Below are 20,818 nucleotides of genomic sequence, written 5' to 3'. Positions count from 1 at the left end.
TTATTAGCACAACATCCGATGGCGGTTACATTCGATCAGAATACCCGCCTTATAGCGACTGCGATTCCTTGTAAAATAATGGCGGCGTTGAAAGGCTTTAATTCGATTGTGGCGGCCCTCTACGGTTGCGTTTGTCCATCGGCATAGATGGTAATTTACGATCTCCTCTTGCCAATTACGCATGGTCTTTAGCGCACTTTGGACGGCGGCGTGGTCGATCTGATCGCCTTGCTTACACCAACGCTCAAATCCCAGCATGGCAACGACATAGCTAGGCGAGCAATCATACCAAGTCGTGAACGCTTCTTTCCATTCCCACACGCTGCGCAGCAGCGGGGAGTAGCTCAGTATGGCGTCCAACTTCTTTTTGCTTTCCTCGTTCAGCGCTTCGGCAGGCGGATTCAGGAGGCGATGGTTCGCTTTCAGGTATGCTTTGGCACGCGGCGACAGTGTAGGCTGAACGGTTTTCCGAACTTCTTGCACGCTTTCAATTACATAACCGTGAACATGAAACCGATCTGCGATGCGAATCGCTTTCGGAAAACACTCGCCAATCCAAGTGTGGTAGGCCTGAGCCAGATCCATAACCACTGCCTTCGGGTGAAGCAGAAGGAACTCCGGATGTGCCTGGGCATACGCCCGCAGGGCTTCCAGCTTTCGGCCCGGCAGCAGGTCCAGCATCGTCTCGCCTTTAAGGTTGTGAATGCCGGTGTTATACGTATGACCTTTCTTGATCGCGAAGTCATCGACACCCAGAACCAATTCAGACGTTCCTTTGGCTTCTTCCCACACTTGTTCGTAGAGCGCATCGCTAACGTCAGGAACCGCCTCGTTATGCATACGTTGTACGGTACTTGCCGGCGCTTGCTGCATCCTGGCGCTATGCGCGGCCGTGGATCCAAGAGCCTGTTCGACCGTGTGGGAGCGAAGAAGCCTGCTGTAACGTTGTTTGGGACCAACGAAATCATATATCCATACGAACCCGGCTTCGCAGCTATTACAAAACATGCGAATAGTCGGCACGTGCAGATAGGTTTTCTTTTCAAAAACGGATAGATGTCGGACGGTTCGCATACCATTGCTTCCCTTCCGAATGACTTCTTGATCCGAAGCGCAGCATGGGCAGATTTGCTTGTCATCTAACGGCACGGCTTCTATGTGAACTTCATCCTCATGAACGGATAACAGTTGGTGAATCTTTAGCTCTGGTATGTCGAGCAGTTCGTTGATATACTGAGTTGGCATCTGTCTATTCCTTTTGTTGTGGGTGGGGACTTACAACAATACAGGATTAGCAGATGTTTTTCCAATTTTATCCGATATTCATTTCGTCAAGCACTGATTTCTGTTTTGAGCCATCAAAATTAGATCATTTATGCAATAGAAATATATAATACTTTGAAATTAACCTGTAAAATTACTTTTATTGATTGTGACTTACTGCCACCTATTTACTTTTTGACATCACCTGGCACTTAGGATGAACTTTACATTCCCGTGTTACTAGTATAAAGAGGTTGTCCCACAAACCATGAATGGCTGCTTGGGACAGCTCCTGGTTTTGAAGTAGGATCAACATAAGCACTTGGGTGAACGCTCCACGAACGAAATGTTGTTCCAATCGCTCTGTTCTCCAGATTTTTTTCATTCCCCTAAGCGGTGAAAATCCAGAGACCAAGGCGACAGCTACCATCTCAAAATGCTTTATGTCTGGCCGCACGCCGGATGGCGGAACCAGAAAGTGTGTTTGAACAACTGAAGAACAACGGGTGATTCCGGAGATTGCTGCTTCGTGACATAGCGAAAGTGTCGCTTGAGGTCGGTTGGCCTTCCCTTGCCCAAATCTACTGAAGCAAGCTGTAAATTACCAAAAACACAGAGCAGCGATTCTCCAATAACGGGAGAATCGTTGCATTTTTTGAAATTTAAGCTTTTGAGAAAAACCAGTCTCTGCTAGTAGAATATCTACTTATGGGATAGCCCCATTCCGTTGCTATTTATGCCGAGTATGTTACTTTGCTTGAGTTAAGCTGTCTACGACAAATTGAAGCTGGGCCTCTAACGAAATTGGGTCACTGAACACGAAGCCGCGGCTGTTTTCATAATACACACGATGGTTTTGGACAGCAGGGAGGTTGTCCCATAGCTTTCCCTGAAAAATTGGGGCTGCGTTGTCATCGCCAGTCCACCCGCTAATAATGATGTAGTCTCCTGCGTATTTGGGCAAAAGTTCAAGGGAGAGCTTAGTCCAGCCTTGGCCACTGTCAATGGCTTCCTTCTGAATCAGTGGGGGTGCCTTCAAACCGAATTCTCCATATACAATGTCTCCGCCTCTGCCAAAGCTGCCATAAGCATAAAATTCCTTGGCGCTTGTCGAATCGAAGATCGAAACAGTACGATCGCCAACTGCATTCTGAACAAGTGGCTTGTATTTAGCAATTTTAGCGTCCCAATTGGCAATCCAGGCCTTTGCCTGTTCTTCTCTACCTGTCATCTTGCCGAACTCCAACAATTGTTCCCGCATAGGTACTCCGTATTCCACAGCGACAGTCGGTGCTATTTTTGACAGCTCCTCAATCGTTTTAGCATCGTTCCAGACTACGATTAAATCTGGGTCGAGCGATAGAATTTTTTCGTAAGATACATCGTTGCCGATGTTGACAACGTCATCCAGCTTACCTTCAGTATAGCTTGTGAAGGATTCTTCACCGGTTCCCACAGGCTTTATGCCAAGCGCAAGTAAATGTCCGGTGAAGGCTCCGGCGACCATTACAATTCGTTGAGGGTTTTTGGGAATTAAAACCTCGCCGTTGATAGCAGAATAGGTTACCATTTCCGAGCTGGTGGTTGTATTTTTGTTTACTGCATTTCCAGAATTGTTGGTGTTGCTCTCTGTTTTGCTTTGCGAAGGGTTAGTGCCAGTTCCTCCGTTTGAGTTCGTCGGGGATGAGCATGCACTGAGTAAAAGAGTTAGGCATAGCAGTATCGTAATTCCCACAGGTAGTTTGCTTCGATTCATCCGTAAATCTCCTTTTTCGCCATAATGATATTGATAATTATTATCAATATTACGACTATAACGACGAAGCTTACGCGGAGCAATGGACGATCCAAGCCTAATGATAGGATGATAAGAGCCTTCTGATGCTTGTAGCAACTCTTCTCTGAATTGCTTTGGCGTTACTCCAGTCTGTTTTTTGAACATTCTGATGAAATAGGAGACATCTGTGTATCCTACGCACACTGCAATTTCTTTTAGAGTTAAGCCGGTCTGCCGGAGAAGTGTCCCTGCTTTATTCATTCGAATTCCGATTAAGTAGTCGATGATACTTGAGCCAGTATCACGCCGGAAATGCTTGGACAGATAAGGCGCGCTGTAGTGAAATGCTTTTGCCATGATATCCAACGTCAGCGGCTCAGCATAGTACTCTTGCATATAGCGAATAAGCTGAGCGGTTAGGTTGGGTCCAAAGATGCTGACCTGCTGTTGATCCATTTGCTGTAGCAGCTCGTATATCAATTGATAGAACAAGGTTTTGACATGGAGTCGCTCCAGGTGTCCCTGTGTACGCCATTCACTCAGCATCTGCTGAATCAACTCATGAAGGATGACAGGATGGAGCGGAATAAACCCGTAATGGAGGTTGAACGGTAATTGCTGATGATCCATATTCTGAAGTCTATGCGGATTTCCGGATAAAGGTAAGGAAGCTTTATAGAAAATTAGATAATAGCGAAAGGATTCATCCGCCACAGTAATGTCCAGACGGGAGCCTTTGCCTCCATGAAGCATATAGAACCCGTTCACCGTATACTCATTTTCATCTAAAAGAATAGTGGCACTGCCATGGGTTATGTACAGAAAAGCACTGGCAGGAAACAGGTAAGAGCGTGCTCGCTGTACGTTTAGTCTGCCTATATGTCTAACATCTATGATTTTGACGCTGGCATCGTTCCAAATCAGCATGTGTTCTTGTGCATTTACCTTCAATAAGAGTAGTCTTCCTTCCGTAAGCCATTGAAGCGGGCCTTTTCTGCGATGAGCTTATAACTATAACATTAAAAATACTGCTTGAATAAATTATAACCAACCACTGGTGGTTGGCAAAGCCTGTTTTTCGTCCGTAGGTACGGGTAAACACATGAAATAGGCCCGAGTTCCTTGTAGGCAAAAGGTTTCCGCGTCAAATCAGGGGATGCTATAATACAAGAGACGAGCCTGTAGAGAGGGTGACAGCATGGTCAGTAGCAGCGAATGGACCGCCGAGTGGGTGTCTAGGAAGCCGTTAACCAGGCAGTGGATGGTGGCGGGAGAGGTTCATTTCTTTCAGCGCCCTGCCTTGATAATGATCACCGATGGACAATCCATTTGGAGTATTAACGGGCATAGGGTTCAGGTCTCTTTTGCTCAATTGATTGCGGTGGAAGAGGATTCAGTCATTGAGGTGATTGACGGTGAGGCGCCGGATTTGGCCGGTTGGCAGATCCAATTTAATACATACACGCTGTTTGGCGGTGAACGGGAAACTGGTAAAGTGGAATGGAAGGTGCCAGCGGGCAATTCCTTTCAGCAGGTGCAGTTAACCAGCCTGGACCTGGCAGGACTGGGTCATTATTTGCGGGAGGCTGCGGCCCTTGATGTGATCCAGAAGCGGATAGGTAATCAAGCCCTTGTATACGAATTATTGAAGCATATATACCGGGAACAGCCACACGGCGACCATTCAATGGGGGAAGGGCTGCTGCGATCCGTCACCTATATGCAAGAGCACTACAACGAGATGATTACCCGCAATCAATTGGCTCAAATCGCCGGTGTCAGTCCATGGTACTATTCAAGAAAGTTCAATGAAAGGTATGGCGTGGCTCCGCTGAGCTACCTGTCCCAATACCGCGTGTACCGCGCACAGGAACAGCTATTGTTAACTTCGGCAACCTCCCAGAAGGTAGCCAGACAAGTAGGCTTTGAGGATGTTCATTATTTCAGCCGCCGCTTCAAGCAGTTCACAGGAGTATCCCCGCGGAATTACGTCCAGACGCTAAGTCAACGCAAAATGGTCGTATTAAATCCGCTCTGTGCCGAAATTATGATTGAACTCGGTGTAATTCCACATGCCGTAGTTGTACCTCCCCTGCTTCTGGCTGAGCATCAGCGGGAGCAATTTATACACCATCAGGTTGAAATATTGGATACGCCGCAGTTTAATCTGGATGTGGAGAGGATCTCACATGCCGAGCCTGAACTGATCATTGGGACGTTCATTACGGAGAATAAGAAGCAGAAGCTGCACACAATTGCACCAATTATTGCCGATATGCCATCGAACCTGGAGGCTCAGCTTAACGCCTTGGCGGCATTGTTCCGGAAGGATAAGGAGGCCAGGAGCATTCGTGAGCACTTGGACCATCAATTAGATGAAGCACGAAAGCAACTGGATTCCCTGATCCACTCCGTGACTGTAATGGTTCTAAGAATTGAGCCTTTCGGTTACCGCTATATGGGGGGCTGCTCGAACGGGATGTCCAACGTGTTGTATGGTCAACTGCAATTAACGCTTCCAGAGCCATTAAGGACAGGAAAGGCCTGGTTTAATTCCTGCTCTGTCGAACTGCTAGGAAACGCTAATCCCGACTATTTATTTGTTGAGAAGCGGGTCATGGAGCATTTTGATGCCGAAGAGCAGATTAGAGAGTTGATGGAGAGCAGTGAATGGAGGCAGCTTAAAGCGGTTAAGAACAACCGTGTATTTTATATAGATACCCGTCTTTGGGTGGATGGATGCGGGGTCTTGGGGTATCCGATAATCCTGGACCAGATTGTCAGATGTCTAACAGGAGCGGATGAAGAGAAATGCTACGCACAATAATCCATATCAATACGCACAATACACTATGGAAAAGCCGCATTTTATTTGATAACCTTTGATAATAATTATCATTATCAATATAAGGGGCGAGTATTTCATGTTTAGACGTCGTTTCATCGGTATTGGATGATTGCTGTTGGCTGTGAGTCTGGTGCTTGGCGCCTGCTCCAGTGCATCCAATGCTGCAAATACGGGAGCAGAAAAAGCGGCGAACGAAGGAACCACAGCCAACGTGAGCAAGACCGTTCATGATACATTCGGGGATGTAGTCATTCCTGCGGAGCCCAAAAATCTGCTTGTAACCAATTCAAGCTACGCGGAATATCTGATTGAGATGGGCATTGTCCCGCAAATGGTACTTATGACTTTTGAGGTTGAACCGGAGTATCGTGCTCCTTATTTTGAGAAGCATGGTGTCAAAATGATTGAAAGTGATCAATATCAGTATAATTATGAGCAATTGCTGGCATTATCACCGGATCTGATCCTTACTCAAGGGGGAGGCATGGAGAAGACCGTATACGACGAGCTGTCGAAGATCGCTCCGACAGTAGCATTGAATACGAACAGCGAGATGGAGGCTGCCATGCCTTTAATGGCAGAGCTGTTCGACAAAACAGCCGAATCCGCAAAGGTTCTAGCAGAAAATGAAGAGAAGGTTGAACAAGCCAAGACAAAAATTGCCCAGGCTATTGGAGATAAAACTGTGCTTGTGCTTCGTGTGGAGTCTACTAGATACCGTTATTTAGGCTCAAAGGCAGGGGATAGCAGCAAGTTTTTCTATCAGACTCTAGGCCTTCATATTCCTGAAATTTTCAAGGATTCTGAAGACTGGTTTACGCCATTCTCATTGGAGATTCTGCCGGACATCAAACCGGATTACATTTTTTTGGAGGAAAGAGCGCTTAAAGGATATGATGCTTCACAATCATTAAAGGATCTGGAAAACAACCCGCTATGGCAGAACATGGATGCGGTTAAGAACGGGCATGTATTTCGCTGAAAACCAATGATTTTATTCAGGGTGTAGGTCCCATTGGATCTGTTCGGCTGATGGACTATATTGTAGAAAAGTTGGTGCCTTAAATGGACATGAAGCAACCGGATATTTATGACGTTACCATTGTTGGCGGCGGCCCAGCGGGTATGTACTCCGCTTTTTACAGTGGGATGAGGGCTATGCGTACCAAAATTATCGAGGCCAAAATGGAATTGGGCGGATTCATGCGTACTTATCCTGAAAAGCTTATCTGGGATGTTGGCGGGGTGGAGCCGATCCGCTGTGAAAGATTGATAGATTCCCTGGAGCGGCAAGCGAGAACCTTTGATCCAACCATTGTCTTCGGTCAGGAAATTGCCGATATGGAGCGCAGGGAGGACAATATTCTGGTGCTGACCTCCAAAACCGGCGAGCGTCATTACACACGTACGATATTGCTGTGTGCCGGAAGAGGGATGACACAGATTCAAAAGCTGGATGTGCAGGGGGCCAGCCGTTATGAATTGACGAATCTGCATTATACCATTACGGATTTGTCCCGATTTAAGGATAAACGTGTACTGATCTCCGGCGGTGGGGATTCTGCGGTAGATTGGGCGAATGAAATGGTGAAATTGGCCCGGCAAGTCACCGTTGTACATAGACGTAATAAATTTGCCGCGCTTGAGCAGTTTGTTGAACAGATGAAGGCATATGCGCAGGTATTGACCCCGTATAGTCTCTCTAAATTGTATGGGGCGGGAGATCGGATTGATCAAGTCGATCTTGTTCATACTGAGACAGGTGTTCCCCTGCAAATTGAAGTGGATGAAGTGGTTGTAAGTCATGGCTACGACCGTAATTTCGGCAATCTGGTAAGCTGGGGATTGAAACGGGAGGACTACGGGATAACCGTAGATTCACGGATGCGAACGAGTCAGCCGGGTGTGTTCGGAGCCGGTGATTTTATCACCCACGGCAGTAAGGTACGTCTCATCTCCGGTGCATTTAACGATGCCGTATTGGCTGTCAACAGTGCGAAATTGTACCTTGATCCTGCTGCCTCAGATATGGCAGGTGTCTCTTCCCATAATGCCCGATTCATAGAGAAGAACAAGGAGATTATTGGGCAAGAGGCCAAATAGTCAAAGCCCGCGCCAGGACGCGGGCTTTTTGTACATTTATTCTTCCCCGGCAGCCACCGGATTCTCCTCATAGCTAATCCAATCACTCCAGCTTCCCGCATAGAGCTTCACATTTTTGAATCCGGCCATCGTAAGCGCCAGCACATTCAGGCGAGCGCTTACGCCAGAGCTCAGCCTAATCCATCTGCAATTTCAGTGAGTTGAATATGTTGTAAAGTATTCTTTTACCGCCTGCCCCAAAAAAGATATAATTTCGTTAATGCTCCATTCCAGATAGAAAAGGTGAATCACGCTATGAATCCATTTATGAGAAAAGTCAATGTTCCTTACGTCAAATTCCGCAAAGCCAACACCCTCCGAAATGACTCGACCCAGCATGATTGGCAGCACTGGACGGGCTACCGGGATCAGATTCAGCAGGTTCTGGAGCAAACGCTGGAACATAACCGCTGCGGGCGCGGGCATATTTTACTGCTCGGAGCCGGGAACGGAAACGATGTGCCCATTTCGTATATCGAGACTATATTTGAACGGATCACGATCGTCGATATCGATGAAAAAGCGCTGGACCGCTTTCTGGCCAAGTCGGCACACCCGGAAAAATACGAACGGGCAATCATTGATCTGACCGGAGTAGGAATGGAAGTGTCTTCACCGGATGACTTGAAAGCAAAGGTTGACGAATTGCGGCCAAACGTGGATTTCTCGCCGCTGCATCCTCCTTTTGACGTGGTCATGAATTTATGCTTCACGACGCAGCTCATCTCCGCCTTTTTTTACCGGAAGAAAAACAAGGTTGCCCATACACCGGAATTCAGCGCTCAGCTGGATCGGCTGCTTGAACGGATTCATATCAACATCTTTCAATCTTTGCAGGGCCTCCTGGCACCGGACGGGGTGATTGTCCATTTAACCGATACTCTGCTGCTGCAGCGCATATCAACAACCGGCTATACCAGCCCGGCTACTGTTAAGACTCTGGAGCTGACGGGAGGAAATCTCCGGGAAAACTTGGACCTGATTTACGGGCATCTGCCGGAGATGGCGCAACAAGGCTTGTGCTTGCCGGGGGCATTTGTCCACGTTCATCCGCAAATTATGCGGCTCTATAAAGTTGAATTAAGGTTTTCGCTGTTGTGGGAGTTCGTCCATGATGAATACGAAGACAGGGATTACTTTGTGAGCGCTCATGTGTTGACCAAGCTGTAGCGGAAGGTAGCCGGAGTGGTCTTTAGCCGGGACTGACGAATGGGGGCGGAACCTGGGAGGAGGGGGTTTGGCTCTCCGAAAAATTCTGCATGGGCTTAACTTCAGCTCAAAGAGCCCGCGTTCAGCGCGGGCTCTCCGTATTTACTCTTCCCCTGTAGCCACCAAATTCTCTTCATACGAAATCCAGTCGCTCCAGCTTCCCGCATACAGCCGCACATTCTTGAACCCGGCCTTTTCCAGCGCGAGCACATTCGGGCAGGCGGTTACGCCGGAACCGCAATAGACGATAATCTCACGGTCCTTGTTAATTCCTGCAAAATGCTCCGCAAGCTCATCGGCGCTCTTGAAGCTTCCATCTGCATTCTGTGTGTCCTTCCAGAAGTAGTTGACCGCTCCAGGAATATGTCCGGCCTTCTTATCCATGGTCTCATTTTGGCCCTGATAGCGATCATTGGCACGGGAATCCACAAGAATGGGAAGAGCAGGAGTCGATGCGGAAGCGTCTGCCCCGGCCTCAACCGTCTGCCCGGACACCCGGCGAACCTCATCTACCCCCGCCAGCATCTGCGGCTGCACATTTGCGGTGAAGGTACTTGGCACCCGTACCGGCTGATGATCCGTGACCGGGAATTTGTCTGCCTTCCAGGCGCTGAAGCCGCCCTCCAGAATCAACACCTGCTCATGTCCCAGATAACGCAGCAGCCACCAGAGCCGCGCGGCGTTCATGCCGCTCTCATCGTCATAGGCAACAATGCGTGTATCGTTTCCGATTCCAAGCTTCGAGAGGCGTGTTGCCAGTGCCTGCGGGTCAGGCAGAGGGTGGCGTCCGCCATGTTCTCCTACCGGGCTTGAGAGATCCAGCTCCAGATCGAGATAGACCGCTCCCGGAATATGCTCCTGCTCATAGCTTTCTCGTCCAGCCTGAGGTTTCCCCAGTGTAAAACGGCAGTCCACAATCGTCTGCTCCGGCTCATAGAGTCTTGCCAGCAGCCAGCGCTTGGACACGGTAGCTTCCATAGTATCCCATCCTTTGCTCATATCAAGATGAATTTAATTATAGCGGAAAAAAACGACAGAGTCCGTTCTTTTAGAACAGATGCTGCCGTTTTTTTGGATACTTGATAAGGTATCATTTGAAATCAAAATTTTCCGTTATCATTGTTCCACTGGTCTTTTGCAGGGATTTTTTCAAGAGTGTCCCAGTGCTCAACAATCTTCCCGTTATCTACACGGTAAAGATCATAGAATGAGGTCGATGTATCTCCAATATGTCCTTCACTTATGGTCAATACAAAATTGCCTTGCCCAATTACATAATGAACCTTGTCATATTTGATTGCTTGTCCTTCTTTCGAGGCATTCTCAAGTTTGGTCTTGAAGCCCGTGAATCCATCCTGGCCTGTTGAGCTATGTTCAACAAAGTGTTTTCCATCAATATAATCCGCTGCTGCATTCAAATTTCCATCCTTTATGTTGTATGTATTGGGTTGGACTGATCCACCGCTTGAGCGCTGCACCGTCGCCATTCTCAAGTCTTTGGAGCACGGCAACGGCTTTGTCAGCATTACTCAAGGATACTTTGACATTGTGACTGGCTTGATTCCATTCCAAAGAATCCCCCAGACCTTGTACAATCAGCTCCGAAGGAATAAAAACCTGTCCTTTTACAAGTGTAGGTGCTACAGCTAATTTAAGGTTTTTTCCATTCACCTTGGCATTCTTACAGCCAATTTTGGCATAAATCTCGGTAGGGGGTTTGGTAATCAGTATGCTTTTCTCCGAATTATTCCATTCAATATGGGATAGCTTGTTACTGATTCCAAGCGCCACAGCCAGCGAGCGTAGCGGAAGTAGCACGGTATTGTTTTGTACTATAGCTTGTCCATCCAGCACCTGTCCTTCTACCAGAACTTTGATGCTCTGATTTGCTGCAAATGCAGAAGTGGACATGCTGAGAACGATTGCAGATGATAATAGAGCTATGCTAATTTTCTTCTTGGGTAACATAAACATTTAGCCTCCATAAATTTAAAATAGAAAAAAATGTAACTATCATAGTTACAAATTACAGGCGATGTCAACTTTCTTTTAGTAAAGCAAAGATAAATATATCGAACAGATTAGCTGTTCAATTCAGTGAAGAGCCCCGTTGTGAGTCTTCACAATAGGCTTTACAAAATCAATGAGTCGGTGTACTATGTAACTAATACACAAATACATTAATAAAATGTATTGTTAGGCCATAAATTTTGCCGATCAGGAGGCTGTTATGAATCAGATTGCGTATAAGCAAGAGCCTGCAGGGAATGAGGCTGATCTCCCAGTTCTGCAAATGGATGGAGTCAGCAAAATAATTAAGGGAAAAGCGATTGTGAACAAGCTGTCTTTTGACATCCGCAAGGGTGAGATTGTTGGACTGCTCGGTCCAAATGGTGCCGAAAAGACCACCACTATCCGTATGATGACAGGACTGATCCGAATGTCGGAAGGAGATGTAGTGGTACAGGGTCACAGCATCCGTAATGATTTCAACAAGGCTATCGCCCACATCGGTGCGATTATTGAGAATCCTGAATTTTACGGTCACATGACCGGCTATGACAATCTGATGCAATATGTGCGGATGAGCGATAACATTGCCGGGTCGCGGATTGCTGAGGTTGTGGAGCTGGTCGGTCTGCAGGAGGCAATGAGCAAGAAGGTTAGTGCCTATTCGCTGGGGATGCGGCAGCGTCTGGGGATCGCGCAAGCACTGCTGCATTCGCCGAAGCTGCTTATTCTGGATGAGCCTACAAACGGGCTTGACCCCGCAGGAATCCGTGAAATGCGCGAATATATGCGTAGGATAGCAGAGGTAGAGGGGATAGCGATTCTGATTTCCAGTCATATGCTTGCGGAGATCGAGCAGATTTGTCATCGTGCAGTTGTGATCCAGAATGGCAGTCTGGTGACAGTAACTTCACTTGGAGGAGAAGCGCAGGCAGAGGATGCTGTATCGCTTGCCATCCGTGTTGACGAGGTTGCTGCTGCCGTGACAGTCATTGAAGGGAAGCCGGGGGTACAGCTTGTCCGCATGGATGCGGCGCACTCCGAGGTTATTGTTAACCTGCCGGACTTGAAGGTGCCGGAGCTTGTTGCCGCTTTTAGTGAAGCCAAAGTGGGGGTCTACCGGATTACAGAAAATAAGCAAAGCCTAGAGGAAGATTTCCTGAAATGGACGGGAGGAAACCGCATTGCGTAAATTTAACAAGCTGGTGCTGAATGAGTGGCTGAAGCTATCGAAGAAACGCACCTTTTTCATCGCCTATGGGCTTCTGATTTTGCTGCCGTTATTGCTGGGCTACATTGTGCACACGGTTGCTGGTGAGAGCTATGCTTCGCCGTCAGCTTTTACAGCGGAAATGCTGCTGCCGACCCAAGTCGGCCAGATCCTGACCATTATGGTCATTATCGGAACGGCGGGGATTGTAGCTAAGGAGCATAGCCAGGGCACCATCAAGTTCCTGCTGATCCGCGCCCGCAGCCGGTCGGCGATTTTGGCCTCCAAATATGTAACCGTGCTGCTGTATGGCCTAAGCTTGACAATGGTTGCTGTGGCTGCAACGTTTCTCGCGGGGATGCTGTGGTTTGGAGGCAGCGGAGGCGATACAGGGATCACTGATATCCTTACCTCCTTGTTGTACACTTGCGTGTACATGATAGTGTATGCAACGCTCGCTTTCATGCTCGGAACACTGACCATCTCCACGGGCGTGACCATCGGCGCCACAATGTTCGCCATTACAATTGACCGGATGGTGCTCCCGCGCGAATTTTACAAATACGTATTATTTCCCAATCTGAATCTGTCTGCCTATGAGGGTGGCGGGGCGCCGATTCCGGGGATGACCCTGGGCTTTTCGATCATGATGCTTGCCGTCTATATGCTGCTGTTTCTTCTGGCGGGGTTTGCCGTGTTCAGACGAAGGGACGTTGCTTGATGACTATTGAATTTGACAACAATCAGCCGATTTATCTCCAGATTATGAATTACATCAAAGGGGAGATTGTTACTGGCAAGCTGAAGCCGGGCGATAAAATCCCCTCCGTGCGTGAATTGGCCGCTGAGCTGCAAATTAATCCGAATACAGTGCAAAGAACCTTTCAGGAACTGGAGCGTGAAGAAATCGTGGAAACCCGGCGGGGAATGGGCAGATATGTGACCGGCAATGAACAGACGATCCTGACGATCAAAAAAGAAATGGCGCAGGATGTGCTGGAACGTTTCATTCGCGGCATGCAGGAGCTTGGCTTTCAGGGTGAAGATATTCTGGCGGCTGTGGCGGAGAATATTGGGCTTGGCAATAAACAATAGGGGGATTGTCGCGGTGGACAGGATACTTCAAGTACAGAATGTAACCAAAAAATATGGCTCCAAACACGCACTGCGTGAGGTCTCATTTACGCTCAGTGCCGGTAAAATCGTCGGACTGCTTGGCAGCAACGGCAGCGGTAAAAGTACGCTTATGAAGCTGATCGCCGGACTGGCCCGGCCGACCTCAGGCAGTATTTCCGTACAGGGTGTGCCGGTAGGCGAAGCAAGCAAAACGCTGGTGTCGTTCATGCCGGACCGTCCTTTGACCGAACCTTGGATGAGTGTAAGAGACGCGCTGGAATTTCAGAAGGATTTCTATCCTGACTTCGACGAAGCCAAAGCGAAGCGGATGCTGGAATTCATGAAGCTTAGGGAGCAAGATAAGGTACGGACTCTGTCCAAAGGAATGAGCGAACGCCTGCAGTTGACTATGGTGCTCTCACGCAGAGCCAGCTTATATATCATGGATGAGCCGATTGGCGGCGTCGATCCGGTTGCTAGAACGAGGATTTTCAATGCGCTGGTGGAGTTCTATGAGGAAGACAGCACGATTCTGCTCTCCACGCACCTGGTGACGGACATTGAGCGGATTTTTGATGAAGTTATTTTTATAAAGGACGGCGAACTGGTGCTGCAAAGTGAAGTTGAGGATCTTCGGCTTCAGCGTGGAAAAAGCATTGATGAACTGTTTAGAGAGGTGTACGCAGAATGCTGAAGCTGTTGAAATATGAATATAGGCGCAAACGGGAGCGGGTGCTCGCTTTCTTCGTCATCATGCTGCTTGTCCAGGCTGGAATATGGATTACGAACAGATCCATGGGAACCGGTCTGCTCTCAATCAATATGCTGACGTATGGTGTTTTCGGTTATTCTATGGTGATCTCTGCCATCATCAGCTATGACCGTTATTTAAGATCCTATGCCAGACGGCTTGTGCCGGTCCCGGTCGTTCAGAATGTGCTTTCGCCGCTGCTGTTCTGCTGGGTGCTGCTGCTGTCTGTGGTAGGTATTGCCGCACTCCATTTGGGAATGTATATTCTGGCCTATTCTCCTGATTTTCTTAATGAGCATTTCTGGACTGTGGCTGCTTGGAACGTTTTTTATTTTGTCTGGCTGGCCGGTTTTGAACTCATTCTCCTGATGTTCGTCATTACTGTGGTCAGAAGCTTACGGATAAAAGGGAAAATATGGATTGGGATTGCGGTTTTTATGGTGCTTGAGAATGGTTTGAATTTTATAGAGATGCAGATATGGGGGAATCAGACAATTGGTCTTGAGAATGCCTTCCGGTTTAGTATTTATCAAACGTCACCTGCGCCAAGCAACCTTAAGGTGGATATCTCCGCAACCAATTTCTGGGCGTTCTTATTTGAGGCGGTTATTGGAGCGATACTCGTGTATGTTACTATTTTGCTTGTGAAAAAAAGGATCGAGAACTAGCTCCATTCCGCCGCGTGAAGCGAAAGCTTGGCATGAGCCGATCTTTCGCTTTTGTGCATAGGGAAGGCGTATGGGGGTCTGCAATCCAAAAAGACGTCCTCTGAAAGAGGGCGCCTATCAATCCAAATGTTCTATTGTCCCTGTGCGCTGCGTCCATTCGTCCAGATTTCCAGCTCACGGAGAAGCTGCTCTTCTTCCGCTTCCTGCAAATCAAGTCTTATCCCGTACTGGTATTGACCGAGCCCAAACATCCAGCCCCAGCGTACGCTGCCTTCGAATTGAAGCTTTTCTTCCGCAAGCTGGAAATGGATCGTCAGCTTCGTATCGCCCGTGGTAAAACGGATATTCAGCGAGGTGCGCACCTTGCAGCCGGAACGGCTGAGATCAAGCAGTACCCCTTCAGTTAATTTCCCGGCACCTGGACCGGAACTGCTAGCAGGAATTTCAAGCCAGCATTCTATTGGCTGGTTCATTACATATCGGAATGGTTCTTTTCTGCTGGAGTCGTCCATTTTTACCTCCGCTAGCTTTTTTGCTATTATATCGAAATGGACCGGGCAGGGCAATCTACTAAAGTGCTATTTTTAAAAAGAACAGGAGCACCGCGCTGCCCACCCGGGGACAAGGCGCGGGTATTCCTGTTTTTTATTGCAAATGCATATGTTTATTATATTCTCAGCTATTTTATCCGATACATATATTGACTCATTTCAATAAGGGAGAATTTGAATGTCCTTTAACCTGCGTACTTTATTTGCAAGTGCTTTTGCAGCCGCTATCATTCTTATAACTGTGTTGCTAGGCTATCTCATTGGCAGCCAGTCTGCGAAATCTGTTGAAGCCGGTATTGGCGGGTCGCTTGCCGAGGAGGCCTGTCAGTTGTCCGAGAAGCTGGATCAATTCATGTGGTCGCGTTCTGCAGAAGTTGAGGTGCTGAGCAAGCTTAAGGCTTTTCAGGAACCGGTAGATCAGGCAGAGGTCAGCGGCTTGCTGAATCAGTTGAAGAGCAGCCTGCCGGTGTTCACCTGGATTGGATTTCTCGATGCCAAAGGAAAGGTGCTTTCTTCTACAGACAATTTATTACTCGGACAAAATATCAGCCAAAGACCTGTCTTCCAGGAAGGCTTGAAGGGGCTGTACGCTGGCGATGTGCATGACGCGGTGCTGTTGTCCAAGCTGCTGCCGAATCCAAGCGGGGAAGTATTGCAATTTGTAGATGTAAGTGCTCCTGTCTACAGCACAAAGGGGCAGGTAAGCGGCGTGCTGGCTGCGCATCTTAGCTGGGAATGGTCGCGTGAGGTGGAGAAGTCCATTGTGGCTCCCCTGAAGGAACGTTTGCAGGACGTGGAGGCTTTTGTTGTCAGCAAGAAGGATAATACCATTGTGCTCGGTCCCGCGGAGCTGGTCGGCAAGCGAATGTCGGACGAAGCCCTCAAGCAGGCTAGAGCGGGAGCTAACTCATGGATGGTAGAAGCGGATGCTAATAACAAGGAGTCTTACTTGACAGGCTATGCTTACGGCAAGGGTTATCAGAATTATCCGGGGCTGGGGTGGACAGTGATCATCCGCCAGCCAACAGATGTGGCTTTTGCTTCGGTTCATCGGCTTGAACGCTTTGTTGTAATAAGTGGACTGGCAGCCGCCGTATTATTCGCTGTAATCGGCTGGTTTCTTGCAGGCTGGATTACCCGGCCGCTTAACAATATTACGAAAACAGCCGATCTTCTAAGCGCCGGGGCCAACGTGGAAATTCCTTCCTCAACCCGCTTCAAGGACGTGGCGGTTCTGTCCGAGTCCTTGCGCCATTTAGTCGGTAATCTGACCAAAGTAGAGAGCAAGCTGACCTATATGTCGGACATGGCGCTGCATGACAAGCTTACCGGGCTTCCGAACCGCGCGGCGCTGGATGAGTTCCTGGCTCATGCGGTCAGCAAAGCCAAGCAGAACCGGACCACACTCAGCTTCTTATACCTTGATCTGGACGGCTTCAAAAAAGTCAATGATACGCTTGGTCATGCTACAGGCGATGCTCTGCTGCAAGAAGTGGCTTTCCGGCTGCTTGATTGCACACGCGATAATGAAATTGTCGCCCGTCTGGGCGGAGATGAGTTCATCGTCGTCCTGAATACATCGGCAAGCAAACCCGCACACGAAGCGGAAATTGTGGCTTCACGGATCATCAGCAAGATTAACCTGCCCATTGTGATCAGAGGTGAGAATATTCATGTCGGCTGCAGCGTAGGCGCCGCTATCTGGTCGCCTGATGGTGCAGATACGGATGAGACGCTAAGGCTGGCGGATGAAGCGCTGTATATCTCCAAGCGCAGCGGCAAGAACCAGATTACCTTTGAGGCGGCTGGTTAAACATATCAAGCGATGCTGGAACCTTTCTTCATACCGCTGGTGAATTATCCGGCGTGCTGTGGAGAAAGGTTTTTTTTGTGATTCCGTCAGACCAACAGCACACGCATTTTGACGGAGCGAGCATTAGATGTAGAGAAAGGATGTGAGGACATGACGGAGAACGATTTTATTGCCACAATTGCGCCGTTTGCCGTTGCGGACATGAAACGCAGTCATATTGCGGCTTCGCTCACGATAGCACAGGCTGCACTGGAATCCGGCTGGGGCAGCAGCGGGTTAACTGTTAAGGCGGGCAACCTGTTCGGGATCAAAGGCAGCGGTCCAGCCGGAAGCATCACGATGCGGACCACTGAATACCGCAAGGGACAAGCCATCCAGATTTCTGCGGCTTTTCGCGCTTACAACCATTGGGGGGAATCCATTGCAGACCACTCTGCTGTAATCCTTGGAGGGGTCTCTTGGAATCGCAGCCTGTACAGCAAGGTAGCTTACACGGACGGGAGAACTGCTGCCCGTGAGATTGCAGCGGCAGGTTATGCCACTGATCCGGATTATGCGTCAAAGCTTATACAAATTATGAATACCTATAATTTATTTCAATATGATGAAGTGAAGGAGGAGGATGAGATGTCGGCAGAGGATAAACAGAAACTAATTGATTTGGAAACAGAGCTGAAGGAGCTCCGCCAACTGGTGTCCGGACTTACTGCGAGCAAAGATACACTAAAGACCGGATTTCAGGAGCAGGGCCAGACTCTTAAAAGTGTGCTGGAGCAGCTTAAGGCAGTCCAGGGACGAACAGCAATGGATGTGCCCGATTGGGCGCAATCTGCGGTTAACGCTGCCGTTGCCGCCGGCTTACTGGATACGCCTGCCGGTGGCAGCTATGATTTTTACAGAACGCTTGCTGTATTATACCGGGCGGGTCTGCTCTCAGCCAAGAAGGAGGTGTGATGCCAGGTGGGGAATGACGCGTTAAATAATGTGCTGGCGTTCGCTTCAGTCTTGGCCGTATTTGTAATGGCTCTTGTGCAACTGGTGAAGAATTCAGTGAAAATTCCGCGCAACCTCGTTCCGGCAGTAGGCTTAATTATCGGCCTGTTTGTCGGTGCAGTGGCGTATCCGTTTACAGACATGAATTTAGTTTTGCGCCTTTGGGCAGGAGGGCTGGCCGGGCTGTCGGCGACAGGACTTTTCGAACTGGCATTCAATAAAAGGGAAGGTTCAAAGAAAGAGTGATGGAAGCAATGAACAGCATCCTGTCTTCCTGCACATCATGGATATGACGGGATGCTGCTATTAATGAAGCAAGGCTTCTTGCGGTGGGGGCTGCTAAACGCAGCTTGCCTAAAAAATAAACCATTTTGCCCAATCTGCCAAAGGAAAAGGTACATATTCTGTTCTGTAGTGATCTTTCTGAAGGAGGTTATCTCATGGGAGCAAATTGCGGTTATGGCGGTAATGAAGCAGCAAATGTAGGTCCTTACGTTAGTCCTTTTACTTCTACATCTGCGATCCTGGTTCTTTACATCCTGCTGGTCATTATTTTGAGTGCCTGCTTCATCTAAGGCTGCGCTTCAATCAGCGCGTTTCCAGGGCTTATCATGCCTGGAACGCGCTTTTCTTGTGTTATTGCTGCGGACAAGTTCAAGCCGGTTAAGATGAATTAAATGTAACCTTTTACCATATGGTCCGTATTAGAAAAGGATGTTATTTTAGAGAGGAGATTACGGGATGAGCAAAAAAATCACATTCTTCCTAGTCTGTATTCTGCTGCTGGGTGGATGGTCTTGGCCGGCACCAGCCGCACACGGGGCAGGGCTAACGGTGAAATTCAGTATCGACAATGAGGTCCTGAAGTTTCCGGCCGGCGGCAACCCTTATGTAACCGGCAATACAGTAATGGTGCCTATTGGTACGGCGGGTAAAACGCTTGGCTTGGAAGTTGTTTACAGCAAAAAAGACAAGCTTCTGCAATTAAGCCGCAACGGGCAGCAGATATCACTGAAGCTGGGCAGCAGTGAAGTACTTATTAACGGAAAGGACAAGCTTGTAATGGATGGCAAGGCTGTTCAGCAGAACAACAGGATTTATGTCCCGTTATCATTATTCAACGCTATGGGATTAGTCACATCGTATGATTCAGCCTCAGCCCAAGCAGCAGTGAACACTCCGCAAAATTACTTAAAGACAGTTGTAAATCTGCTTGTCTCCGAAAAATTTGAGGTGTTATTCCAGCGTTATTTTAGCGAGGACGTGAAAAAAGCTCTTCCGGCAGCGGGGCTCCAGCAGGCTTGGGAGAGCACGGCTGCTCTATTTGGAGAGTTCATCAAGCTCAGTAACGTAACCAGCCACAGTGAGAACGGCCAGATTATCATTGCCGGTAAGGTTTCTTTTCTCAAGGGGGATTTAGTCATCACAACAGCCGTCAACAGCAGCGGTAAAATCATTGGCCTGAGGTTCTCGCTTCCTGCCAGCTCAGCTCCTGAGCTTAAGCTTCCCGAGGGAGTAACAGAGGAGGACGTCACTGTCGGTGCTGGAACCGCACATCCGCTCAAAGGCGTGCTGACGCTTCCCAAGAATGCGGCCCATCCGCTGCCTTCTGTAGTTCTTGTCCAAGGCTCCGGTGCTTCGGATTATGACGAAACGGCTTATGCATATAAGCCTTTCCGGGATATTGCATATGGACTTGCCCGGCAAGGTATTGCCGTCATTCGCTACGATAAGCGGAATCATGCATATCCTCAGGAATTCACAGGAGCTGCGGGGGCCCGCATAACTGTTAAGGAAGAAACGGTGGAGGATGCCATTGCCGCAGCTAAGCTGCTTAAGCAGGACAACCGGCTAGACCCTGGCAAAGTCTATTTGACCGGTCACAGTCTTGGCGGAATGCTCGCACCGAGAATTGACGCCGATGGCGGGGATTTTGCCGGATTAATTCTGCTGGCAGGCACACCGAGAAGCCTATGGGAAATCATGTACGACCAGAACAAGGCATTCCTTGATGCAATGGATAACGCCAATCCGCTCAAGGCACAGGGTAATGCAGCACTCGATGCTGAACTGACCAAAGCAAAATCATTGTCTGCGTTAACGCTTGAGCAAGCATTGGCAGCTCCAGATGTGTTCAATACTCCTGTTTATTATTTCAAGGAGATGGATTCACATAATACAGCGGATCTGGCCCGCAAGCTGACCAAACCGGTGCTTGTACTTCAGGGCAGTGATGATTTCCAGGTCTACGCGGACAAAGATTTTCCGTTGTGGAAGGAAGTTCTGAAAGGTGATGCCGCAGCATCCTTTAAGCTGTACCCCGGACTTAATCATTTCTTCATCAATTATGATGGAGCGGGTGCAGGAACAACTGCGGAATATAATATTCCCGGCATGGTAGATTCTCAGGTAATTACCGATATTGGTGAATGGATTAAAGCACAGCAGTAATTTTATAGGAGGGATA

General features: G+C 48.4%; 20 protein-coding genes and 1 pseudogene. 14 read left to right on the top strand and 7 right to left on the bottom strand.

Annotation, left to right across the window (positions count from 1 at the left end):
- Positions 1-3 precede the first annotated feature (3 nt).
- Positions 4-1,245 (bottom strand): ISL3 family transposase, encoded by a 1,242-nt coding sequence (locus B212_RS0113145; RefSeq protein ID WP_019909810.1) that lies wholly within the window; start codon positions 1,243-1,245, stop codon positions 4-6.
- Positions 1,246-2,011: 766 nt separating this feature from the next.
- Positions 2,012-3,991: an AraC family transcriptional regulator gene (locus tag B212_RS0113135; protein WP_019911262.1), complete on the bottom strand. Its 1,980-nt coding sequence runs from the start codon at positions 3,989-3,991 to the stop codon at positions 2,012-2,014.
- Between the two features lie 247 nt (positions 3,992-4,238).
- Here B212_RS0113135 and B212_RS0113130 point away from each other — a divergent pair, with 247 nt between their 5' ends.
- The 3 genes from B212_RS0113130 (at position 4,239) to B212_RS0113120 (ending at position 7,991) form a co-directional block, all read left to right on the top strand.
- The gene (locus B212_RS0113130; protein WP_051128171.1) at positions 4,239-5,867 is read left to right on the top strand and encodes a helix-turn-helix domain-containing protein; all 1,629 of its coding nucleotides are present in this window, start codon (positions 4,239-4,241) and stop codon (positions 5,865-5,867) included.
- 142 nt (positions 5,868-6,009) lie between these two features.
- Positions 6,010-6,870, top strand: a complete 861-nt coding sequence (locus B212_RS0113125; protein WP_232231553.1) for an ABC transporter substrate-binding protein — start codon at positions 6,010-6,012, stop codon at positions 6,868-6,870.
- 83 nt (positions 6,871-6,953) lie between these two features.
- Positions 6,954-7,991: an FAD-dependent oxidoreductase gene (locus tag B212_RS0113120; RefSeq protein ID WP_019911259.1), complete on the top strand. Its 1,038-nt coding sequence runs from the start codon at positions 6,954-6,956 to the stop codon at positions 7,989-7,991.
- Positions 7,992-8,027: 36 nt separating this feature from the next.
- On the opposite strand, the pseudogene B212_RS34495 reads toward B212_RS0113120, so the two are convergent.
- Positions 8,028-8,159, bottom strand: a pseudogene (locus B212_RS34495) (sulfurtransferase); the annotation flags it as partial.
- 126 nt (positions 8,160-8,285) lie between these two features.
- On the opposite strand from B212_RS34495, the gene B212_RS0113110 reads away from it, so the two are divergent.
- Positions 8,286-9,200: a hypothetical protein gene (locus tag B212_RS0113110; RefSeq protein ID WP_019911257.1), complete on the top strand. Its 915-nt coding sequence runs from the start codon at positions 8,286-8,288 to the stop codon at positions 9,198-9,200.
- Positions 9,201-9,341: 141 nt separating this feature from the next.
- Here B212_RS0113110 and B212_RS0113105 read toward each other — a convergent pair whose 3' ends face one another.
- The 3 genes from B212_RS0113105 to B212_RS0113095 form a co-directional block, all read right to left on the bottom strand.
- Positions 9,342-10,217: a sulfurtransferase gene (locus B212_RS0113105; RefSeq protein WP_019911256.1), complete on the bottom strand. Its 876-nt coding sequence runs from the start codon at positions 10,215-10,217 to the stop codon at positions 9,342-9,344.
- Positions 10,218-10,339: 122 nt separating this feature from the next.
- Positions 10,340-10,657, bottom strand: coding sequence for a nuclear transport factor 2 family protein (locus tag B212_RS0113100; RefSeq protein ID WP_019911255.1), 318 nt, complete (start codon positions 10,655-10,657; stop codon positions 10,340-10,342).
- Complete coding sequence (locus tag B212_RS0113095; RefSeq protein ID WP_019911254.1) at positions 10,632-11,207, bottom strand: copper amine oxidase N-terminal domain-containing protein; 576 nt, start codon at positions 11,205-11,207, stop codon at positions 10,632-10,634. Before B212_RS0113095 ends, B212_RS0113100 begins: the two co-directional genes overlap by 26 nt.
- 262 nt (positions 11,208-11,469) lie before the next feature.
- Between B212_RS0113095 and B212_RS0113090 the strand changes: the two genes are divergently transcribed.
- Genes B212_RS0113090 through B212_RS0113070 form a run of 5 tightly spaced genes read left to right on the top strand, consistent with a single transcriptional unit; the run spans position 11,470 to position 14,994 of the window.
- Positions 11,470-12,441, top strand: a complete 972-nt coding sequence (locus B212_RS0113090) for an ABC transporter ATP-binding protein (RefSeq protein WP_019911253.1) — start codon at positions 11,470-11,472, stop codon at positions 12,439-12,441.
- Positions 12,434-13,180 (top strand): ABC transporter permease, encoded by a 747-nt coding sequence (locus tag B212_RS0113085; protein WP_019911252.1) that lies wholly within the window; start codon positions 12,434-12,436, stop codon positions 13,178-13,180. Before B212_RS0113090 ends, B212_RS0113085 begins: the two co-directional genes overlap by 8 nt.
- Complete coding sequence (locus B212_RS0113080) at positions 13,180-13,554, top strand: GntR family transcriptional regulator (RefSeq protein WP_019911251.1); 375 nt, start codon at positions 13,180-13,182, stop codon at positions 13,552-13,554. The genes B212_RS0113085 and B212_RS0113080 overlap by 1 nt, the downstream gene beginning before the upstream one ends.
- Positions 13,555-13,567: 13 nt before the next feature.
- Positions 13,568-14,269, top strand: coding sequence for an ABC transporter ATP-binding protein (locus tag B212_RS0113075; protein ID WP_019911250.1), 702 nt, complete (start codon positions 13,568-13,570; stop codon positions 14,267-14,269).
- Complete coding sequence (locus B212_RS0113070) at positions 14,263-14,994, top strand: hypothetical protein (protein ID WP_019911249.1); 732 nt, start codon at positions 14,263-14,265, stop codon at positions 14,992-14,994. Before B212_RS0113075 ends, B212_RS0113070 begins: the two co-directional genes overlap by 7 nt.
- A 131-nt stretch (positions 14,995-15,125) precedes the next feature.
- Here B212_RS0113070 and B212_RS0113065 read toward each other — a convergent pair whose 3' ends face one another.
- Entirely contained in the window at positions 15,126-15,506 is a 381-nt protein-coding gene (locus B212_RS0113065) for a PilZ domain-containing protein (RefSeq protein WP_019911248.1), read from the bottom strand.
- A 217-nt stretch (positions 15,507-15,723) separates the two neighbouring features.
- On the opposite strand from B212_RS0113065, the gene B212_RS0113060 reads away from it, so the two are divergent.
- The 5 genes from B212_RS0113060 to B212_RS31400 all read left to right on the top strand — a co-directional run bounded on the left by B212_RS0113060 (position 15,724) and on the right by B212_RS31400 (position 20,802).
- Positions 15,724-17,358 carry a sensor domain-containing diguanylate cyclase gene (locus B212_RS0113060; protein WP_019911247.1) on the top strand — a complete coding sequence of 545 codons (1,635 nt, stop codon included), beginning with the start codon at positions 15,724-15,726 and terminating at the stop codon, positions 17,356-17,358.
- Positions 17,359-17,508: 150 nt separating this feature from the next.
- Complete coding sequence (locus B212_RS0113055; RefSeq protein ID WP_019911246.1) at positions 17,509-18,312, top strand: glycoside hydrolase family 73 protein; 804 nt, start codon at positions 17,509-17,511, stop codon at positions 18,310-18,312.
- Positions 18,313-18,318: 6 nt separating this feature from the next.
- On the top strand, positions 18,319-18,597 hold the full coding sequence (locus tag B212_RS0113050; RefSeq protein WP_019911245.1) for a holin: 279 nt from the start codon (positions 18,319-18,321) through the stop codon (positions 18,595-18,597).
- A 194-nt stretch (positions 18,598-18,791) separates the two neighbouring features.
- Positions 18,792-18,926, top strand: a complete 135-nt coding sequence (locus tag B212_RS35355) for a hypothetical protein (RefSeq protein WP_019911244.1) — start codon at positions 18,792-18,794, stop codon at positions 18,924-18,926.
- A gap of 166 nt (positions 18,927-19,092) precedes the next feature.
- The gene (locus B212_RS31400) at positions 19,093-20,802 is read left to right on the top strand and encodes an alpha/beta fold hydrolase (protein WP_019911243.1); all 1,710 of its coding nucleotides are present in this window, start codon (positions 19,093-19,095) and stop codon (positions 20,800-20,802) included.
- Positions 20,803-20,818 lie beyond the last annotated feature (16 nt).

The organism is Paenibacillus sp. HW567 (assembly GCF_000374185.1).
Lineage (GTDB): Bacteria > Bacillota > Bacilli > Paenibacillales > Paenibacillaceae > Paenibacillus_AQ.
This window is presented reverse-complemented; position numbering and strand designations above follow the sequence as displayed.